Below are 20,090 nucleotides of genomic sequence, written 5' to 3' on the forward strand. Positions count from 1 at the left end.
CGTCGCTCTTTAGCTTCTTTCGGTCTTTATCCGGTCTTTCACGCACCCGATGCTTGCCAACCTGCTCGTCCAACTCGTCAACGGCCTTGCCGACGCCTGCGCGCTCTTTCTCGTCGCATCGGGACTGTCGCTGATCTTCGGCGTGACGCGCATCGTCAATTTCGCGCATGGCTCGCTGTACATGCTCGGCGTGTATGTCGCGTATAGCCTGACGAGCCGCTTCGGTGCGAGCGTGCTGGGCTTCTGGGCGTCGATTGCAGGGGCGGCCGTCGTCATTGGCGCATTGGGCGCGTTGATCGAAGTGGGCGTGCTTAGACGCATTTATCGCGCGCCCGAGCTCTTTCATTTGCTCGCGACGTTCGCGCTCGTACTGATTCTCCGCGACGCCGCGCTTTATCTGTGGGGCCCGGAGGATTTGTTCGGTCCGCGCGCGCCGCATCTCGCGGGCGCGGTGCAATTCCTCGGTCATGCGTTGCCGACTTATAACCTCGTGCTCATCGTGACCGGTCCGCTCGTGCTAGCGGCGCTCTGGTATGCACTGACGCGCACGCGCTGGGGCACGCTGGTTCGCGCGGCGAGTGCGGACCGTGAGATGCTCGGCGCGCTCGGCGTGAATCAGGCGTGGCTCTTTACCGGCGTGTTTTTTGTCGGCGCATGTCTCGCGGGATTGGGCGGCGCGCTGCAAGGGCCGCGCATGTCGGCGAATCTCTCGCTCGACATCGCGACCATCGGCGATGCCTTCGTCGTCGTCGTGGTCGGCGGCATGGGGTCGATCCCCGGCGCGTTCGTCGCCGCATTGCTGATTGCGGAGATCAAGGCGCTGTGCATCGGCATCGGGCATGTTTCGATCATGAACATGGACTTCTCGTTGTCGAAGTTCACGCTGGTCGCGGAATTCGTGGTGATGGCCGTCGTGCTCGTGTTGCGTCCGTGGGGCCTCTTCGGTCGTCCGCAAGCGATCGCGCGTTCCGCCGCGTCCGCCGACAAGCCGCTCGTTCCCGCAACACGCCGCATGAAAATGGCGGCGGCTATCGTCGTGCTGCTGCTCGCACTTGCACCGCTCGCAGCCGATGCGTTTCCGTACATGCCGGTGCTGCTCGTCGAGATATTGATTGCGGTGCTTTTCGCCGCGAGCCTGCATTTCATCATGGGACCGGGCGGCATGCATTCGTTCGGGCATGCGGCTTATTTCGGGCTGGGCGCATACGGCGCGGCACTATTTTTGAAGGCATTTTCCTTGCCGATGGAAGCCGCGCTCTTCTTGGGACCGGTCATCGCGGTGCTGGGCGCAATCGTATTCGGCTGGTTTTGCGTGCGGTTATCCGGCGTCTATCTGGCCATGCTGACGCTCGCGTTTGCGCAGATCGTCTGGTCGGTCGTGTATCAGTGGGATGCCGTGACCGGCGGCAGCAACGGCATATTAGGTCTATGGCCATCGCAATGGCTTTCATCGCCCATCGCGTTTTATTATCTGACGCTCGTGGCCGCGATATTGGGCGTATGGATCTTGCGCCGCATGCTCTTCGCGCCGCTTGGCCTGGCGATGCGCGCGGGCCGCGATTCACCGTTACGCGCGGAAGCTATCGGCATTGGCGTGGCGCGTGTGCAGTGGGTTGCGTTCGTCGTCGCATCGCTCGTATGCGGGCTTGCGGGTTCGCTCTACGCGTTCTCCAAGGGCAATATCTCGCCGGAGGTCATTAGCGTTTCGCGTTCCGTCGATGGCCTCGTGATGGTCCTGCTCGGCGGCATTCAAACACTCGCCGGGCCGATTGTCGGCGCTGCGGTATTCACGTGGTTGCAGGATGCTGTCGCGCGACAAACCGATTATTGGCAGGCGCTCCTCGGCGCGAGCATTCTCGTGTTGGTGATTGCGTTTCCACAAGGCATCGCGGGCTTTCTGCGCGATCGATTCACGGAGGCGCAATGACGCTCCTTCGCATCGAACATTTATCGAAGTCATTCGACGGCGTCAAAGCCGTGCATGACGTGTCGTTCTCACTCGAAGCAGGCCGGTTGCTTGCGCTGATCGGCCCGAACGGCGCGGGTAAGTCGACGTGCTTCAACATGATCAACGGACAACTCAGACCTGACGCAGGATCGATTCTTCTGGATGGCAAGTCGATAGCGGGCAAGCATCCTCGCGACATATGGCGGCTCGGCGTGGGCCGCACGTTTCAAGTCGCAGCCACGTTCAATTCGATGACCGTGCTCGAAAACGTGCAGATGGCATTGCTTTCGCACGAGCGGCGCATATTCAACCTGTTATCACGCGTCGCCTCGTGGCGCGAAGACGAAGCCATGATGCTGCTCGATCTCGTCGGCATGAGCATGCACGCGCGGCGCAGTTGCGCGGTGCTCGCTTATGGCGATGTCAAGCGCGTCGAACTGGCGGTTGCGTTGGCGAATCGCCCTAAATTGCTGCTGATGGACGAACCGACCGCGGGCATGGCGCCCGAAGAACGCAATGCGTTGATGGCACTCACGGCGCGGCTTGCAAAGGAGCGCAACATCGGTGTGCTCTTCACGGAACACAGCATGGACGTGGTCTTCGAATATGCTGACACGTTGATCGTACTGGCGCGCGGCGAATTGATCGCACAAGGCAATGCGAATGCCATTCGCAACGATCCGCACGTGCGCGAAGTGTATCTCGGCACGGGTGCATCGTTCAGTCCGCATGCGGCGCTCGAGCGAGGAGCAGCACAATGACGCTTCTCGAGGTCGATGCCCTCAACGCGTTCTATGGCCGCGCGCAAATCCTTTTCGATGTCGGTCTGCACGTGCGTCGCGGCGAAGTCGTCGCGTTGATGGGCCGCAACGGTGCGGGCAAGTCCACCACGATGAAAGCCATCATGGGATTGCTGCCGCATACTAAGGGCGCGGTCATGTTCATGAACGAAAGCATCGCGGGCAGGGCGCCTTATCGCATCGCACGCTTGGGGCTAGGTTATGTAGCGGAAGATCGCCGCATATTCGGCGACCTGACCGTGATGGAGAATCTCGATGCGGGCCGCCAGCCGCCGCGCGATGGCGCGCCGTTGTGGACGCCGGAAAAGCTCTTTCGCGTGTTTCCCAATCTGGGCGAAATGCGCAATCGTCGCGCGAGCCGCATGAGCGGCGGCGAGCAGCAAATGCTGACGATTTCTCGCACGCTGATGGGCAATCCGCGCGTGCTGTTGCTGGATGAACCATCGGAGGGCGTGGCGCCTGTCATCGTCGAACAGATGGCGGACATGATTGTCGAACTGAAGCGTGAAGGCATCGCCATTTTGCTGTCGGAGCAAAACCTGCACTTCGCGGCGCTCGTGAGCGACCGCGTCTATGTGCTGGAGAAAGGCCAGATTCGCCATGAAGGCCCGATGAACGAGTTCGTACGTGACGACGCCGCGCGTCGCGCTTACCTTGGCGTTTGAGCGCTCACGCTCGCGTCTAAAGAATAATCGCTAGAGGAGAGTTGTTCATGAGCATTCGTGCTGGAAAATCGCTGAAGCTGAGCTTGACCGCGTTCGCGGCCTTTGCTGTTTTCGAGGCGTACGCGGACACGATCAAGATAGGCGAAATCAATAGCTACAAAGCGCAGCCCGCTTTTCTGATGCCTTATAAAAATGGCTGGAATCTCGCGCTCGATCAGATCAATGCCGCAGGCGGCGTCAACGGCAACAAGCTCGAAGTCGTCTCGCGCGACGACAACGGCAATCCCGGCGATACCGTGCGCGTCGCACAGGAACTCGTCACGCGTGAACAGGTAAAGTTGTTGTTCGGCGGATATCTTTCCAACACCGGCCTCGCGCTCGCGGACTACGCAAAGCAACGGCGCATTTTCTTCCTTGCAGCCGAACCGCTCACGGACAAGATCGTCTGGCAGGACGGCAACAAGTACACGTATCGCTTGCGGCCATCCACCTATATGCAAGTGGCGATGCTCGTGCCGGAAGCCGCGAAGCTCAAGAAAAAGCGCTGGGCGCTCGTCTATCCTAACTATGAGTACGGGCAGTCCGCGGTCGCGACATTCAAGCGCCTGCTCAAGGCCGCGCAGCCGGATGTCGAGTTCGTCGCGGAGCAGGCCACGCCGCTCGGCAACGTGGATGCAGGCGCGGTCACGCAAGCGCTGGCGGACGCGAAGCCCGACGCCATCTTCAACGTGCTCTTCAGCGCGGACCTGGGCAAGTTCGTTCGCGAAGGCAATACGCGCGGGCTCTTCAAGGATCGCGCGGTGGTGTCCTTATTGACAGGCGAACCGGATTATCTCGATCCGCTCGGCGCGGAAGCACCGGTTGGCTGGATCGTGACGGGTTATCCGTGGTATTCCATCGATACCCCCGCGAACAAGCAATTCGTCGCGGCATATCAGGCGAAATATCACGACTATCCGCGTCTTGGCTCGGTCGTCGGCTATACGGCGATGATGTCGCTTGCCAATGGCCTGAAGAAAGCCGGCAGCACCGATGCAGACAAACTCGCGGCTGCGTTCAAGGGCTTGCCCGTCGATACGCCCTTTGGCCCGATCGTTTATCGCAAGCAGGACAATCAATCGACGATGGGCGCTTATGTCGGCGTGACGGCGCTAAAGAACGGCAAAGGCGTGATGACTCAGTTCCGTTATATCGACGGCGCGAGCGTGCAGCCATCCGATGACGAAGTGAAAAAGCTGCGCCCCGCTGATTGATCAATCTTTGGGAAAGGGCTTGCTGAAGAATTTCGATCCGGCAAGCCCGAAGCGCCAGGGCACGTCCATCGCCTTGCTAATGCCGATGCGCGGTCCGCAAACAATGTCGAACGCTTCTTCGGGCGGCTCGACTTGAAACGGCGGCTCCAGCAGCGACATGCCATTGTTCTTGTGCGTGATACCGAGCGCTTGCGCCACGCGCCCCGGTCCCGAGCACAGCAGCTTGAGCGGTTCGAGACCGCGCCGTTCGCGCATCGCGTCGATGCCGGTCAATGGCTCGATCGCGCGAATCAGCACTCCTGCGCCGTGGCCGGCTTCACGGCACACGAAATTCAGGCACCAGTGAATGCCATACGAGCGATAGACATACGCATGCGCGGGCGGCCCGAACATGACCATGTTGCGCGGCGTGGGGCCTGAAAAGCTGTGCGATGCAGGGTCTTCGCGATCGTACGCTTCGGTTTCGACGATACGTCCGCCCACGCCATCCACGGTCACGATCGCACCGATGAGACGGCGCGCGACCTCATCGGATGGCGCGGAGAAATCGAGGGGAGTGAGTTTGGTTTTCACATCCGCATTCTACGGGCGAATGCGATGCTTCGCCCGCGATCGTATCGCCGTGTCACTGCGTCAAGCGCAGTACGCCCAGCTGGCCCGCGATCTGCTGGAAAATCGTTTTGAGCGTCGCATTGTCCGGTGCATGGTAATAGTCGCCGGGACTCGCACAGTTCTGCATCGTGACTTGCGCGCTCGAACTCGATGCCGACGCGCCAAAGGTAACCGCATAAATCGTGATGCCTCTTGCCTTGATCGCCGTGCAGATGGCCAGCTGGAACGTGTTGGCGTCGTCGGGCCAGCCCGCGTTGTTGCCGCTCGAAGGATCGCGCGGATCGCCGCCATGCAGTTCGGCGGAGTCCGTGCGCGCATTGCTCATCGAGGTGCCGTCCGCGCGCAGGACCGTCGGCGCGGAAAGGCTGTTCGTCCCCACACCCGAAAGACCGTTGAAGTACAGCGTGTTCGGAATGGAACCCGCCGCGCCGATCTGATTGAGGCCGTCGGTCAGCACGATCATCACGCGCTGAAGATTTTGCACGCTGCCATCGACAGGCTTGGGCAAGCTCGTATCCGTCGATATCCAGCCGTTCCCCTTGCCCGCGACGTTCTGCGACCACGCGGGTTCCAGCATGCGCCAGCCCCACAGCAGCCCGACCGGAATGACGGTGGAACCGGACGCCGTCATCGAATTGACGGCATCGTTGAGCGCAGTCTCGTCTTGCGAGAGAAACGTCACCGGCGTGTTGAGGCATCCGGAGTTCTGCGTCAGCGTGGTGCCCGAAGACGTGTATTGATCGTAGCGGTAACCGATGCCCGTTCCCTGTCCGGAGCTGGGATAGTCACACAGGTTCGCGCCGCCCGAACCGAGCGTGACGGGCACGTTCGTAGCGACGGTCGGCGAGTAGTTTCGCGAAACGCTGCAACTGCTGTAGTTGGATCGGCTGCTATAGGTATAGATGTTCAGGCCGTTCGGCGGGACGTTGTAGTAATAGCGCCCGAACTTGCGCGTGTCCGAAGGCGAGTACGCTTCGGGTGAAAGATTGCCGCCGCTGCGCGGCTCGACGGTGCAACCGCTCCAGCTTCCCGTCTTGATCGACGACGTCGCGTTATAGACCGGCCATGACGAGCTGAGCCAGCTTCCGCTCGACGACAACGCGCCGTTCACGTTCACCGTGCTCGCAAAGGGCACGAGCCCGATATAGCTCTTGTTCGACGCGGAAGGCAGTACGCTGTCGATCAGCGTGTTCGCAGCCGTCTTGAGGCCGCTCATCTTCGTGGCGCCGCTGATGCCGTTCGCGGGCGAACTCATGGACCCGGTGTTGTCCAGCACCATCACGAGTTCGAGCGTGCTTTCAGGCAAGCGCAGCGCCGTGTTGGTTGCGGAGACCAGGGACGTGCTGGGCATCGGCGAACCCGAGCCGGAGCCTGAACCTGATCCCGAGCCCGAGCCGTTGAAGCCGGCGCTGAGCACCTTCGGCGCGAAGAGCATCATCGATCCCGATGCGGACAACGAGATCTTCTGACCGCTCGCGGGCGTGCCCGAAACGGTCGCGGCGAAGTTGGCGTCCGGCATCGTGAAGCCGAGCATGCTGCCCGGCATGTTCGCGTCGTAGTAGGCGCGGGCGTCGGCTTGCCAGGTCGCGAGGTCGGCCCCGGTCGGCGTGTTCGCGAAGTGCGCAAGGTCCGCGCCGGCCGAAAGCGTGGCCACGTCGAGCGCCATTTGCATGCGGCCCTGCGTCATCGCATAGTCGATCGCGTCGAGCGCCATGCACATCGCGCCGACCGTCGAACTTGCGCACATGGCGAAGAGAATCGCGACGGCGCCGCGATCGCCCCGGCGCACGCGGCGTGCAAAGCGTCGCGCGGCGGGAATCGCCATCAACGTGATGCTTCGTGGTCGCCGTGCATGCGGGTCCATGTTCATTGCTTGGAAAGCGGACTGTTGGTACGCGTGCGCACATAGACGCGGCGATAGATGGTCTGCTTGCCCGGCAGCCCCGACATGAAGTTCGACGTCATCGTGAACGGGTTATACGAGAGAAAGACCTCGACGATGACGGCGGAATCCCCGGTGCGGAACGGCCATTTCGCCGGCAGCAGATTCGTCTTCGACACTTGCGACACCATGCCCGCGTTCTTCGTCCAGCCGGACGGCGATGCGCTCCAGGAGATCGTCGGCGTGCCCGCTTTCATGGGACTCGATTTGTCCATGTAGGCGCACGGCAGCGCGTCGCACACGGACGTGACATACACCATGCCGTTGCCGTTGAGCTGGTAGGGCGCGGCAATCATCGCGGCGGCTCGCCAGATGGACCCGGTGCTGTTGGCATCGGTGGTGTCGGTGTCGTCGACGATCACGCTCGTCATCTGTCCCAGCATGTTGGCGACGGTAAAGGCCGTTCGGTCCACCGCGCTCACCGCGCGCATGTACATGTACATCTCGGTGAAGCCGAGCAGCACGAGCAGCATCAGCGGCACGACGACCACGAACTCGATCGACACGCTGCCGCGATCCGAACGCAGCATCGCGCGCATTGCATCGAACCATTGCGCGATTCGCCGGGCCATGTTCATTTCTCGTTCTGCACGATGTAATTGCGCTGGAACGTCAGCTGGTTCACGCCGAACATCTTCGGAATGCCGGTGACGCCCTGCATGGTCAGCTCGATGTTGTAGACCACGACATCGCCGTAAGCGCCCATGTCGCTCGTCGGCGTGTAGCTCGCGTTCGCCAGGTTGCCGAACGTGCCGTAGTTGGATTCGGCGACGACCACCTTCGCGCCGAGCTTCGTCCATCCGCTCAGAATCCTGTTCACGATGGCGAGCGCCTGTTGCTGACGCGTGCCGGTCGCGGGGGACGTCGTGGTCAGTCCCACGCGTGACGCTTCCTGCGCGGCGACCTGCACGGTCGCATCGACGATCATCTCCAGCGCGAGCTCGATCGTGCCGACGATCAGCACGACCGCGATCATCAGCACGGCCGCGAACTCGATTGCCGCGATGCCGCTGTCGTCGCGAAGAAAGCGTCTCGCATTCACTTGAGGCTCACGGTTTGCGCGGAGGACGTCAGTCGTTCCCGCTGAATGTCGTAATAGCGCAGGTTGTCGTCCACCGACGCCTTCGGCAGATCGCGCGACAGGATTTCGGCGGCGGCTTCCTTGTTGCCGAGCAGCCCGTACGCGAGCGCGAGATCCTGACGCGCTTGCGGCGGCGCGGCGGGGAAGCGCGTCACGTCGAGCAGCACGTTCGCGCCTTCGCGCGGATCGCCGCCGAGTATCAGCGACAAGCCGAGGTTCACCGACAACATCGGATCGCCGACATGCTTTGCCAGTGCATCGCGCAGGAACGCCTGCGCAGCGGCGTGATCGCCTTTCATGTCGATGGCCGCGCCGAGTCCGGCGAGCGCGAGCGTATCGTCGGGCGACATCGCAATCAAACGGCGATACGTCGCGATCGCGTCGTCGAAGCGGCGCTGGCGCAACGCCACGCGCGCCATGCCGATGAGCGGCGCGGGCGCGTTCGCATCGGTCTTGTTCGCGCGGTCATAAAAGACGCCCGCGCGCGTGAAGTCGCCGACCGCGTACAGCGTGTTGCCGAGACCGGTCAGTCCCGCGGCCGAATGCGGATCGGCCTGCACGATCTTTTCGTACAGCGACGTCGCGAGTTCGAGATTGCCGGATTCGAGCGCCGTATCCGCGATGCGCAGTTCGCTCATCGCGCTGGGCGCGGAATTGCGCAGAACCGGGTGCGTATCGGCGACCTGCCGGGTCGTCGTCGTGCAGGCGCCGAGCGCGATCACGAGCGATGCCGCGCAGGTTTTCATCGCGAGGTTCAGCGCGCCGCGCAGGTTGGGTCGAGTGTTCATTTCTTTGCGAAAACGCTCATGAGTTGAATGACGGCGGGACCGGCGGCAATAAGCATCACCGCGGGGAGAATGAAGACCATCATCGGGACGGCCATCTTGGGTGCGAGCTTCGCCGCCTTTTCTTCGAGCGACACGATGTGCGCGAGCCGCTCCGTATGCGAAAGCGTGCGCAGCGCCTGCGTGATCGGCGTGCCGTATCGCATGGACTGCGTGAGCGTCGAGATGAGCGCGCGGATCGACGGCAGATCGATGCGATCGGCCAACGCCTGCAACGCGCGCGTGCTGTCGCCGGAGAGCTTGAGTTCGTCGGCGGTCAGCGCGAACTCGCCGGAGAGCGGCGGGCAGATGGTCTTCATTTCATCGGCGACGCGGCGGATGGACACGCCGAGACTGTTGCCCGCGTTCGTGCAGATGACGAGCAGATCGAGCGCATCGGGCAGGCTCCCGGCCATCGCCTTGCGGCGGCGCGCGGCGAAGAACGCGAGCACGTACTCGGGCACAATCATGCCGACCACGAACACGAGCAGCATCATCACGCCGCGCACGGCGGGATACGCGCCGACCACCGGAATGCGCGAGCCGAGCATCACCGTGAACGCGGCGCAGACGAGACCGACGACGAACTTCACCGCGAGCAGCACGGAGACCGCCGCCTGGCTTCGATAGCCGCTGCGCACCATCTCCTTGCGCAGCTTCTCGCGATACTTCGCGTCGAAGAGCGGCAGACGGTCGCCGAGGCGCGCCAGCCGATGCCCGGTGCGCGCGAGCAAGTTGTCGTTGCCGTCGTCGTCTTCCTGCGCGCTGTCGTTGCGCTGCACTTGCGCCGCCTGACGCACGCGATCCGCAATGCGCCCGCGCTGGCCGCCATGCTTGGTCGCCCACCAGATCGCGATCGCGACCACGAGCGTCAGCAGCATCAGCAGGTTGATGAGTGTTTCGACGTTGTTCTGGCTCATCGTGAGGTATCCAGTTTCGACATCTTGTGAACGACGCTCAGTCCCATGACGAGCGTGACCGCCGCGCACGCGAGCACCTTCTGGCCCGTCGGTGTATCGAACAGCACCATCAGATAGGCCTTGTTCAGCAGGTACATGCTGCCGAGAATGACGAACGGCACCGACGCGAGAATCTTCGTCGTGATGCGCGCTTCGCCCGTCAGCGCACGCGTTTTCTGCCGGATTTCGCGGCGTCTGCGCACGATGCCCGCGAGGTTTTCCAGCGTCTCGCCGAGCTGTCCGCCGGTCTCGCGCTGCAGCAGCAGACACACGCAGAAGAACGAGAAATCCGCGATGCCGATGCGCGCGACCGCCACATCGAGCACTTCTCCGAGGTCGAGGCCGACCTTGAGCGCGTCGCCCATCAGCTTGAACTCGCTTCTGAGCGGCTCGGGACATTCTTCGGCGGCCGAGCCGATCACATGCGTCACCGGCACGCCCGCACGCACCGCGCGCACGATCAGGTCGATGAGGTCGGGAAAGCCGTCGAGAAAGCGGCGCTTGAATCGTTCGATGAGAAAGCGGTACGCCTGCATCACCGCGAGCACGGGCATGCCAATCAGAAGCAACGGCGTGGCGATGGACGGCAACGGCACGAAGCGCGCGATCACGAGCGCGATGATCTCGCCGGCGATCGCCGCGCCGATCACCACGCGCATTCCATTCGCGCCGGCCACGGTCTTCAGGCGCGCGATGCGCGGCGCGAACCACAGGCTGATCGCGTTGTCGTGGCGGCTCAGCGTGTAGAGATCGGAGTGATCGTGGCGCGTGTCGAGAAAGCGCGTGCCGTCCGACGGAAACGCCTTCTGGATGCGCGCGCGAATGCGTGCATCGGGACGCTGATTGCGCATGTCCTGCAGGACGAGCGCCATGATGCCGAGCAACAGCGCGCACGCGAACGCGCAGAACGTGAAGAGATCGATGGAACTCATGTGCGCATGGCCTCCAGCAGTGCGTCTTCGAGGCCGTAGTACGCGGCGCGCGTGGCGAACGACGGCCGCACCGCCGAGCATTCGTAGACGCCCTTGACTTCCTCGCTATACGCGCTCGCGTCGTAGCGGAACGTGAAGAGATCCTGCGTGATGATCACGTCGCCTTCCATGCCGACGAGTTCGGTAATGCGCGTGACGCGCCGCATGCCGTCGCGCATGCGCTCGATCTGCACGATCATGTGCACCGCGCTCGCAATCTGGCGGCGGATCGAGAGCAGCGGCAGATTGCCGTTCGCCATCATCACCATGCTTTCCAGACGCGTGATGCCGTCGCGCGGCGTGTTCGCGTGGATGGTGGTCATCGAGCCGTCGTGGCCGGTGTTCATCGCCTGAAGCACGTCGAACGCTTCCGCGCCGCGCGTTTCACCGAGAATGATGCGGTCCGGGCGCATCCGCAGCGCATTGCGCACGAGATCGCGCTGCGTCACCGCGCCGAGTCCTTCGGCGTTCTCGGGCCGCGTTTCGAGACTCACGACATGCGGCTGCACGAGCTGCAGTTCGGCGGCATCCTCGATCGTCACCGTGCGTTCGCCATGACCGATGAAGTGCGAAAGCGCATTCAGGAGCGTCGTCTTCCCCGAACCCGTGCCGCCCGACACGATGATGTTGAGCCGCGACGTGCTCGCGAGCTTGAGCACGGTCGCCATCGCGTGGGACATGTTGCCCTGCTGCGCCATGCGATGCAGCGTGATGTTGCGCTTCGAGAACTTCCGGATGGAGATGGACGCGCCGTGAATCGCGAGCGGCGGCAGCACGACGTTGACGCGGCTGCCGTCGGCGAGACGCGCATCGACCATCGGGCTGCTTTCGTCGACACGCCGCCCGACGCCCGCCGCGATGCGCTGCGCGACGTTCACCACATGGTTGTTGTCGCGGAACTTGCAGTTGGTCAGCTCGAGCCGTCCGTGACGTTCTACATAAACTTGATCCGGTCCGTTGACTAGCACGTCGGTGATGGTGTCGTCGGCGAGCAGCGGTTCGATCGGGCCGAGTCCGAACATATCGTTCAGCAATTCGCCGACAATCTGCTGCTGCTCCGCGATCGTGATGTTCAGGCGTTCGCGTTCGGCCACGTCGAGCACGAGCGTTTCGACGCCCGGCTTCATCTGCTCGCGCGTCTTGCCGACGGCGGCGGACGGGTTCATCGCGGTGAACACGCCGTTGCGGATGATTCTGAAGAGGTCGGAGCGCACCAGCACTTCGCTGCCTTCGGGCGCGTTCGGACGCGCGGGCGCGGCCACGGCCGCCGGAATCTCGACCGGCGCGGCGGGCTCGGCGCCGGGCGCCGCGTCCGTCTCGGGGACGATCCGGGTGGCCTGCTTTTGCCCGAACATCATCCTCTCCGGAGTTTCAGCTTATTGAAGAAGGAACGCTCGGCGCTCGTCTGCTGACCGGTGAGGTCGCCGCCGATGCGCGTGATCATCTGATTGAAGCCGTTCGCCGCTTTTTCCTTGGGTGCTTCGCCGAGGTTTTCCGCGGTCGCGAGCGCCTTCGCTTCGAACGGAATCTCGTACAGCACGGTGCGTCCGACCGCCTGCATGAAGTCACCGGGCTGCACCTTGCCGCTCGTCGCCGCGTTCGGGTTGTTGAGCAGGAGCGAGGTCGGCGGATTGTTGTCGCGATCCTCGATATGACGCAGCAGGCGAATGGTCGAGCGCGTCGCGTGCACCGAGCGGTCCGCGACCACGTACACGCGCGCGGCGTGATCGAATGCTTCGGTGGCGAGCGGGTCGCTCACGTTGCCCACGTCGAGAATCACGTAGTGGAAGCTGTCGCACAGCAGTTCGAGCACGCGTTGCAGCGCGCCCGCGGAGAAGGGCCGCGCCGCGCCCAGCTCCAGTTCCGCCGACAGCATGAAGAGCCGCGTTCCCTTTGCGACGAGCGTGCGCTCCACGTATTGCGGGTCCAGCCGATGCACGTTCTGCAGCACATCGACGAGACCGTTGTTGGTTTGCAGGCCGAGCATCGAATTGGCCGCGCTGCCGTACAGGTCCAGATCGACATACGCGACCCGCCGATGCGTGTCCTCGGAAAGATGCCGCGCCACGTTGAGCGCGAGCGTCGTGACGCCGACGCCGCCGCGCGCGCCGGCAAAGGCGATCGTCTTGCCCGCGCGCGCGAGCATCACGGGGCTGACCTTGCCTTCCGTCACGCTGATGGTGCGTTTCAGCAGTTCCACCGTCACCGGCTTCACGAGATAGTCGCGCACGCCGATCTTGAGCAGGCTGCGGAACAGGCCGACATCGTTGCGCTCGCCGAGCGCGACGACCTGCACCGACGGCTCGCACACTTCCGCGAGACGGCCGAGATCGGAAAGCGGCATCACCGATTGTTGGAGGTCCACGAGCAGGAACAGCGGCGAGCGGTCGATCTTCGCGAGATAGGCAATGGCGTCGTCCACGTTGCCGACGGCGATATGCGCGTGCGGCATCGCCTGTTCGAGCACGAAGCTCTTGACCATCTGCTCGGTCTTGCGGTCCGCGACGAAGGCGATGAAGTCCGCGTTGCGCGTGCCGGACTTGCTCTTCGAGAAGGAAAACTCTGTGCTCATGGCTGGCCTTGTCTGCCTGTTGCTGCGTTCCGGTAGGTCACTGGCTGCTGCGCGACGTCGTCTTGTCGAGTTCGATCACCCGGCCGGTTTCATATCGATGCACCGCGCTCGCCGCGACGGCGGCATCGGCGGGGCCGAGCGTCCGCGGATTCACGATGTCCTCGGGGCGCGCGACCTGCGCCGCGAGATTGGTGTACGTGGCGCAGCCCCATTGCATGCCCGGGCGGCGAAACCCGCCGTCCGTCAGCAGCGACGAGCGCGTGAGGCTCGCGCAATCGGGCGGCACGGCGGACGCGCCGTCGAAGCCGATCACCGACGCTTCCGGCATGGTGCGCGGCGGCTTGAAGCAGCCGGTGGCGCTGACCGCGAACGCGACGGCTGCGAGAATCGAAAGAAGTCGTGTCTGTTTCATGACGGCCTCAATAGACATAGCCGGCCGCGCCGACGAGACGCGGCTGGCCGCTTTGCGCGGCATCGCCGTTCTTGCGGTGGAAGCCGTATTCGACATCGCTCGAAGGCGAAACCAGCGATTCCAGCGGCGAGCGCAGATTCGCAGGATTCGTCGGCTCGACGATGTACGGCGTGACCATGATCACCAGTTCGGTCTTGTTGTTTTGATAGTTCGTCGACGAGAACAGCTTGCCGAGCACGGGAATGGAGCCGAGGCCGGGCACTTGCGAAACGATGTCGCTCGTATTGCTCTGCAAGAGCCCGCCGATGGCGAAGCTCTGTCCGCTCGCGAGTTCGACCGTCGTGTCCGCGCGGCGCACGGAGAGGCCGGGCACGGTGATGCCGCCGGTCGTCACGCTCGCGGTCGAATCGATCTGGCTGACTTCGGGGCGCACTTTCAGGCTGATGCGGCGGTCGTTGAGCACGGTCGGCGTGAAATCGAGCTTGACGCCGAACTGCTTGAAGTCGACCGTGATCGCGCCGTTGACCTGCGACACCGGAATCGGAAACTCGCCGCCCGCGAGAAAGCTCGCCGTCTGTCCGGACAGCGCGACGAGATTCGGCTCGGCCAGCACGGTGAGCAGGCCTTCCTGGTTCAGCGCATCGACGAGCGCGCGGATATCGACGTTGTTCGTCTTGAAGCCGCCGAAGATGGAGAACGCATTGTTCGTCGCCAGATTCACGGGATACGACACCGAGCCGTTCGCTCCCGTAATCGGCTGGCTCAGGTTGTAGATCGAGCGGCCGCTGAAAATGCCGCTATAGAAGTTGCCGACCGCATTGCCCATCGCCTGCCAGTTGATGCCGAGCTGCTGCGTGACATTGCGATCCACTTCCGTGATGCGCACGCGCAATTGCACCTGCAGCGGCCGGTCGATGGTCATGCGGTTGATGAGCACTTCCTTTTCGGCGAGATACGGCGTGACCGCCTGCACGATGGCGTCGGCGTCGGCGGGCGTCGCGGCCTGGCCGGTAAGCAGCAGCGAGCCCTGGCCCGTGCTGACCTGCACGTTCGTGCCCGGAAAGCGCGCGGCGAGCGAGGCGCGCAGCGTCAGCATGTCGCGCGTGACGACGACCGTGCGCTGCACGATCGGCTTGTTGTTCGCGCCGAGCACGTAGAGCGTCGTCGTGCCGGTTTTCTTGCCGAGCACGAACACCGCTTTCGGCGACGGCACTTGCACGTCGGCGATGCTCGGATCGGCGATGAAGACGGACACCGCCGCTTCGCCAAGCGGCAGGAGCGTGCCCTTGCCGGCATCGAGCGCGAGCGGGCCTTGCTGGCCGGCATACGGCGACGGCTGCACCGCGACGGCTTGCGCTGCTTGCGTGGCTTCGGCGGCGAGCGCGGCGCACATCGCGAGCGCGGCGAGACGCGAGGCGTCGGTACGGATCGAACTGAACTGCATTTTCATGAACCTGAATCCTGGCGATGGCACGCTTTCGGGACGGTGACGCGGTTTCAACGCTCGGCGGGAAGCGCGGGCAGCGGAGGCGCGACGCCCGCGACGCCCGGCGCGCCGCCGCCCGCCAGCGCGACGCTCGACGAGTCGGACTTTTCGGAACCGCGATAGATGGTCACCATGCGCGGTGCGGCCGGCGCGGCCGGTGCCGCGTTCGCGGCGTTGCTCGACGGCTGGCGGCTGCGCGGCAGATCGCGCACGGCGCGGGAAATGTCGCCGGCCCAGATCGGCTTGCGCTCGTTGGCGGCCGTTGCCGACGATGCCGGAATGGCCGGATCGCGCGTGACGGTCGCGAAGCTGCGCAGCGCGAGCGACAGGCTGCCGAGCCGCGCCGCGACCGCGACGACTTCGCCCATGCGCGGCGTGACTTCGAGCGTGACGGTGCGCGCGCGGGCAATCGCGGCGTCCTGCCCGTCGCTGTCGTTTTTCGGGCGGCGGATTTCGGAGCCGACCGCCAGCACGCGGACATGCTCGACCACCGTTTCGCTCGATACGGCGAGATCCGGCGAATCGGTGCGGCGATCCATCTGTTGCGTGAGCAGCAGATCGACGTAATCGCCCGGCTGGATGAGGCCCGCGTTGCCGGAGACGTCATCGACGGCAACCGAGACCGCGCGCATTTCCGGCTTCAGCGTCGCGGCGAGGAAGCCGGGCGCGCTCGGGAGAATGACGTCGTCGGCGATGAGCACCGCGCCGCTTTCCACCGGATGACGCAGGAGCGCGCCCTTCAGTTCGGGCGCTTTCGGGTCGCCGGACACGATGGCGTTGGGCGGCATCTGCGACTTCTCGATCGGCTTCCACGAGAGATCTTCGTCGCGCAGCAAGAGACCTTGCGGCAGGCTGGCCGCGCTCACGAGCACTTTCTCCGTCGTGATGACAGGCTTTTTCGAATGCGAAGCGTTCGCGACGACAACGCGCACGATCATCGCGATCAGAAGCGCGCCGACGAGCAGAACCGCGAATTTGATGATGTTCGACATGGGGATGCCGTCCTATTGCGTCGAAAGAAGGCGCAGCAAGGCGGGCAGCACGATCACGGCGCCGCCGCCGAACGCGAGCGCCACGCCGTACGGCACGCCGCGTTGAGCGGAGAACATCGCCAGCGCGCGCAGCGGCAGCAGCCGTTGCGCCGGATTCATGTTGCGCGTGGCGAGACTGATGACCGAGACGAGCAGTCCGGTCACGGAAACGAGCGTGAGCGTCGCGAGCGACAGGCCGAAGCCGACCCACAGAAAAATGACGGAAGCGAGCTTGGCGTCGCCGCCGCCGAGCAGCCGCGCGGCGAACAGCAGCGCGCAGGCGAGAAAGACGATGACCGCAAGCAGAAGATGCGCGATGACGTCGTCGAGCGGCAGGCCCGCGATCAACGCATCGATGAAAAAGAGGGCGCCGATCGCAAGGACGATGTTCGTCGGCAGACGTCGCGAGCGCACGTCGATGACCGCAAGCCACAGGAGCCCGCAGACGGCGACAAGACGAATGACCACGGAAAGAGTCGGCACGATGAATCGCTCGGGAAGGGGCAGAGGCGCGTGAGGCAAGACAAGGGAGATCCGGCGGGACGCCGCGCGGATCTCCCTTCCATCACGGCGATGATTAAGACGGTGTCGCCTTGGTGATGGCGCCCGTGATGCCGGCCCACAGGTTGGTGATCGTGCTCGAGAACGAGGTGGTGGCCGCGACCAGCGCGATCACGACGATACCTGCCAGAATGGCGTATTCCATCGCGCTGACACCGCGCTCGTCGCGCACGAAGGCCTTAATGAACTAATAGGATGGTCCGCCCCTCTCGTCACTGAATAGCCAAGTCCGGTGCGATAGGCGTTTCTGAGGAGGTGTGTTATGAATCAATCTGTTAAGCCCGTGGTGACCCGTATGGGCATCGACATCGGAAAATTCGCGTTTCATGTCGTCGGGCTCGATTTTGCCGGCAAACCGGTGTTCAGAAGCCGCTTCACCCGGGAACGCCTTATTGAATTTCTGGCGCGTGCTTCACCCACCGTTGTGGGCATGGAAGCCTGCCCGGGTAGCAACTGGCTGGCGCGCAAAGCTGCCGCGTGTGGTCACGAAGTCAAGATAGTCCCCGCGCAATTCGTCAAACCGTTCGTGAAGTCCAACAAGACAGACATGATCGATGCGGAGGCAATTGCTGAAGCGATTTCACGTCCTACGATGCGCTTTGCCCAACCGAAAACAGAAGCCCAGCTCGATTTACAAGCGCTACATCGGGTGCGGCAACGACTGGTCTCCAACAAGACGTCGATCATCAATCAGGCTCGGGCCTTTCTGCTCGAATACGGTCTCACGATCAGTGCCGGCGCTGCACACTTTGTCCGCCACATCCCGTCGATTCTCTCTGACGACGAGAATGGGTTGACACCATCCATGCGCAACCTGCTTCAGGAATTGTGGCAGGAATATCGTTCCATCGAGGCTCGCCTGCTTCAACTTCGACGTCAAATCGAAGCGATCGCCGCCGCTGACGACGCTGCCACTCGATTGACATCAGTGCCGGGTATCGGTCAACTGACGGCAACGGCCATTACCGCTTTTGCCGGCACGGGAACCCAGTTCAAATCCGGCAGGCACCTGGCGGCCTGGCTTGGATTGGTGCCGAAGGAGTTCTCGACTGGGGGAAAACAGCGTCTGCTCGGTATCAGTAAGCGCGGAAATCCTTATTTGCGCAAGCTACTGATTCATGGCGCTCGTTCCTGCGTCCTTCATTTAGATAGGACAAGAGACCATCTTGGCGTATGGATAAACCAAATGGAAGCCAAGGGAGTGCACCGAAACAAGGTCATTGTCGCACTTGCCAACAAGCTTGCACGAATTGCCTGGGCCGTTCTTACCCGCCAAAGCGCGTTCTATCTCCGACAACCGCAGCAACAATAGGCGCTTTTTATAGATCTTCTCGTTTGCTTGTCTGCACTGGTGACGAAACAGCTCGACGGCGTTCGGTAAACCCGCATGCAAAAACGCGGCCCTCGTGGTCGGTCGAAGTTATTGGGAACTGGGCGCGCTTATCCCATCATGGCCTTGCCGCCAAAAGCGGCTGACTCGCGAGAGGCCGGATACATTTACGCAAACTGCTTCGCTTGCCTGTGCTCGCTTGCAAACCCGGGGCGGACCATACATTTTGCATGGTTGCTTCCTTGAAAGGGAGTGAGAGGAACGGCTTCAGGCGCTGCAGGGGTTGCAGGGGTTGCTGACGGTTGAAGCATATCCATCACCGCGGCAATCCAATTCGTCGAACAGGAGGCGGAAACCGGCCCATTTCCAGACTGCTCGGCGGTGGGGTGGATAGGCCGTTTATCGGCAGAAACCCGCAGGTCTTTAATGCGATTCGTGGTTGCCTTTCGGCATCGGTCGGAACGACGCTGGCGGGCGCCGCAAGCGTCGAGGAAACGGATTCGCGCAATCGTTTGCGCGGGGCGTTTTCCGTTGAATGGCCACGGGCACATCCGTTGCTCAATCGGTCAATGCGACATCTTTCACAAGGAGTACCGACATGCCGGAAAAGAAAACCGTCGAGCGCGCGCACAAGGCGAAGCGCGAGGGCAAGTCAGCGAGCACGCAGGCGGGCGCGTTCGTGAAGGAGCAGATCGATCACATCCGCGAGGGCAAGCACGGCGCGAAGTCGGCGAAGCAGGCGATTGCGATCGGCCTGTCGGAAGCGCGGCGCTCGGGCGTCAAGCTGAAGACGCCGAAGAAGGGCGAGGCCTCCGAAAGCACGCGCAAGAAGGCCGCGCAGGATACGAAGGCCGCGCATCGCAAGACGAAGAGCCCCAGCACCGAATCGAAGGCGAAGCGCTCCGCGACGTCGACGCGCGTGCTGAAACGGGAAAGCACGAAGGCGGCGTCGCACAAGTCGCTGTCGAAGCAGGCGCATGCGAGCGCGAGCCGCCGTTCCGCCGCCGACCGCTCCGCATCGGCGAAGAAGGGCTGGGAGACGCGTCGCGCGCACGCGGCGGGCAAGAAGGGCGGGTCAGCTTCGCGTCACGCGTCGCGGTGAGGTTGGCGTTTCCTGCGTATTGGCCGAGACCAGAATACTGGCCGCATTATGGAGGAGGTCACGCAGGAAACGTTTCCGATCGCCGCGAGGAGGATCGTATCGACGCATACACTGAAGGTTGTGGCTCGACGCGCCTGAAGCTTTTTGAAAGCGTGTCGTTGACAGAACGCAGCCCACAGAATGAAAGGCCGCCCCGATATGGTGGCTTGATTGTTTAGCCGGACCGAATCGCTGACCGCGCCGCAAACAGGCGCGAGCACGACTGCTGCAAGTGGGACTCGACCACCTTCCTGCCCCGATGGCGCTCGCCAATGCGCCAACTTCACCGCCTCGATATGTTGTTTATGTCTCGCGCTTTGATCGCCGTCAGTAGCACGTATTCGCATCTCAAAAAACCGCGCAATTGTGATTCATCGTTGTTTGACGAATCCGTAGCGGAGATCGAACATCGGCCCTTCAGCCTGATTGACGTCTCCCTGTTACAACCCTAAATTCCTACGAAGGTGCGGGGGCGTGGATCGCCTATCGTCCCACCTGTTTC

General features: G+C 63.0%; 20 protein-coding genes. 6 read left to right on the forward strand and 14 right to left on the reverse strand.

Features of this window, described 5'->3' with window-relative positions:
- Nucleotides 1–49 precede the first annotated feature (49 nt).
- The 4 genes from AWB72_RS21320 to AWB72_RS21335 are packed head-to-tail and all read left to right on the forward strand — an operon-like array spanning nucleotide 50 to nucleotide 4,666.
- A complete protein-coding gene (locus AWB72_RS21320; protein WP_040050352.1) occupies nucleotides 50–1,927 on the forward strand; it encodes an ABC transporter permease in 1,878 nt (625 codons plus the stop codon).
- Nucleotides 1,924–2,709, forward strand: coding sequence for an ABC transporter ATP-binding protein (locus AWB72_RS21325; protein WP_040050353.1), 786 nt, complete (start codon nucleotides 1,924–1,926; stop codon nucleotides 2,707–2,709). Before AWB72_RS21320 ends, AWB72_RS21325 begins: the two co-directional genes overlap by 4 nt.
- Entirely contained in the window at nucleotides 2,706–3,413 is a 708-nt protein-coding gene (locus AWB72_RS21330; protein ID WP_040050354.1) for an ABC transporter ATP-binding protein, read from the forward strand. The genes AWB72_RS21325 and AWB72_RS21330 overlap by 4 nt, the downstream gene beginning before the upstream one ends.
- A 47-nt stretch (nucleotides 3,414–3,460) precedes the next feature.
- Nucleotides 3,461–4,666, forward strand: coding sequence for an ABC transporter substrate-binding protein (locus AWB72_RS21335; RefSeq protein WP_040050355.1), 1,206 nt, complete (start codon nucleotides 3,461–3,463; stop codon nucleotides 4,664–4,666).
- Here AWB72_RS21335 and AWB72_RS21340 read toward each other — a convergent pair whose 3' ends face one another.
- From AWB72_RS21340 to AWB72_RS21405, 14 genes are all read right to left on the reverse strand, one after another.
- Nucleotides 4,667–5,239: a DNA-3-methyladenine glycosylase gene (locus tag AWB72_RS21340; protein WP_040050356.1), complete on the reverse strand. Its 573-nt coding sequence runs from the start codon at nucleotides 5,237–5,239 to the stop codon at nucleotides 4,667–4,669.
- Nucleotides 5,240–5,291: 52 nt separating this feature from the next.
- Nucleotides 5,292–7,142 (reverse strand): vWA domain-containing protein, encoded by a 1,851-nt coding sequence (locus AWB72_RS21345; RefSeq protein ID WP_244285703.1) that lies wholly within the window; start codon nucleotides 7,140–7,142, stop codon nucleotides 5,292–5,294.
- Between the two features lie 2 nt (nucleotides 7,143–7,144).
- The gene (locus tag AWB72_RS21350; RefSeq protein WP_244285704.1) at nucleotides 7,145–7,792 is read right to left on the reverse strand and encodes a TadE/TadG family type IV pilus assembly protein; all 648 of its coding nucleotides are present in this window, start codon (nucleotides 7,790–7,792) and stop codon (nucleotides 7,145–7,147) included.
- Between the two features lie 2 nt (nucleotides 7,793–7,794).
- Nucleotides 7,795–8,262 carry a TadE/TadG family type IV pilus assembly protein gene (locus AWB72_RS21355; RefSeq protein WP_040050357.1) on the reverse strand — a complete coding sequence of 156 codons (468 nt, stop codon included), beginning with the start codon at nucleotides 8,260–8,262 and terminating at the stop codon, nucleotides 7,795–7,797.
- Entirely contained in the window at nucleotides 8,259–9,089 is an 831-nt protein-coding gene (locus AWB72_RS21360) for a tetratricopeptide repeat protein (protein ID WP_052449865.1), read from the reverse strand. The genes AWB72_RS21355 and AWB72_RS21360 overlap by 4 nt, the downstream gene beginning before the upstream one ends.
- Nucleotides 9,086–10,045: a type II secretion system F family protein gene (locus AWB72_RS21365; protein WP_040050358.1), complete on the reverse strand. Its 960-nt coding sequence runs from the start codon at nucleotides 10,043–10,045 to the stop codon at nucleotides 9,086–9,088. Before AWB72_RS21365 ends, AWB72_RS21360 begins: the two co-directional genes overlap by 4 nt.
- Nucleotides 10,042–11,016, reverse strand: a complete 975-nt coding sequence (locus AWB72_RS21370; protein ID WP_040050359.1) for a type II secretion system F family protein — start codon at nucleotides 11,014–11,016, stop codon at nucleotides 10,042–10,044. The genes AWB72_RS21365 and AWB72_RS21370 overlap by 4 nt, the downstream gene beginning before the upstream one ends.
- Nucleotides 11,013–12,410 carry a TadA family conjugal transfer-associated ATPase gene (locus AWB72_RS21375; RefSeq protein WP_040050396.1) on the reverse strand — a complete coding sequence of 466 codons (1,398 nt, stop codon included), beginning with the start codon at nucleotides 12,408–12,410 and terminating at the stop codon, nucleotides 11,013–11,015. Before AWB72_RS21375 ends, AWB72_RS21370 begins: the two co-directional genes overlap by 4 nt.
- Nucleotides 12,410–13,627 (reverse strand): CpaE/TadZ family protein, encoded by a 1,218-nt coding sequence (locus AWB72_RS21380; RefSeq protein WP_040050360.1) that lies wholly within the window; start codon nucleotides 13,625–13,627, stop codon nucleotides 12,410–12,412. The genes AWB72_RS21375 and AWB72_RS21380 overlap by 1 nt, the downstream gene beginning before the upstream one ends.
- Nucleotides 13,628–13,664: 37 nt before the next feature.
- Nucleotides 13,665–14,039 (reverse strand): CpaD family pilus assembly lipoprotein, encoded by a 375-nt coding sequence (locus AWB72_RS21385; RefSeq protein ID WP_040050361.1) that lies wholly within the window; start codon nucleotides 14,037–14,039, stop codon nucleotides 13,665–13,667.
- A gap of 7 nt (nucleotides 14,040–14,046) precedes the next feature.
- The gene (locus AWB72_RS21390) at nucleotides 14,047–15,432 is read right to left on the reverse strand and encodes a type II and III secretion system protein family protein (RefSeq protein WP_052449869.1); all 1,386 of its coding nucleotides are present in this window, start codon (nucleotides 15,430–15,432) and stop codon (nucleotides 14,047–14,049) included.
- Between the two features lie 104 nt (nucleotides 15,433–15,536).
- Nucleotides 15,537–16,517, reverse strand: coding sequence for a Flp pilus assembly protein CpaB (gene cpaB, locus AWB72_RS21395; protein WP_040050362.1), 981 nt, complete (start codon nucleotides 16,515–16,517; stop codon nucleotides 15,537–15,539).
- Nucleotides 16,518–16,529: 12 nt separating this feature from the next.
- A complete protein-coding gene (locus AWB72_RS21400; RefSeq protein ID WP_040050363.1) occupies nucleotides 16,530–17,039 on the reverse strand; it encodes an A24 family peptidase in 510 nt (169 codons plus the stop codon).
- A 94-nt stretch (nucleotides 17,040–17,133) separates the two neighbouring features.
- Nucleotides 17,134–17,262, reverse strand: coding sequence for a hypothetical protein (locus AWB72_RS21405; protein WP_087128668.1), 129 nt, complete (start codon nucleotides 17,260–17,262; stop codon nucleotides 17,134–17,136).
- 117 nt (nucleotides 17,263–17,379) lie between these two features.
- On the opposite strand from AWB72_RS21405, the gene AWB72_RS21410 reads away from it, so the two are divergent.
- Nucleotides 17,380–18,429 (forward strand): IS110 family RNA-guided transposase, encoded by a 1,050-nt coding sequence (locus AWB72_RS21410; RefSeq protein ID WP_087128670.1) that lies wholly within the window; start codon nucleotides 17,380–17,382, stop codon nucleotides 18,427–18,429.
- A gap of 616 nt (nucleotides 18,430–19,045) precedes the next feature.
- Entirely contained in the window at nucleotides 19,046–19,549 is a 504-nt protein-coding gene (locus AWB72_RS21415) for a DUF6496 domain-containing protein (RefSeq protein WP_040050365.1), read from the forward strand.
- Nucleotides 19,550–20,090 lie beyond the last annotated feature (541 nt).

The organism is Caballeronia concitans (assembly GCF_001544615.1).
Classification (GTDB): Bacteria; Pseudomonadota; Gammaproteobacteria; order Burkholderiales; family Burkholderiaceae; genus Caballeronia; species Caballeronia concitans.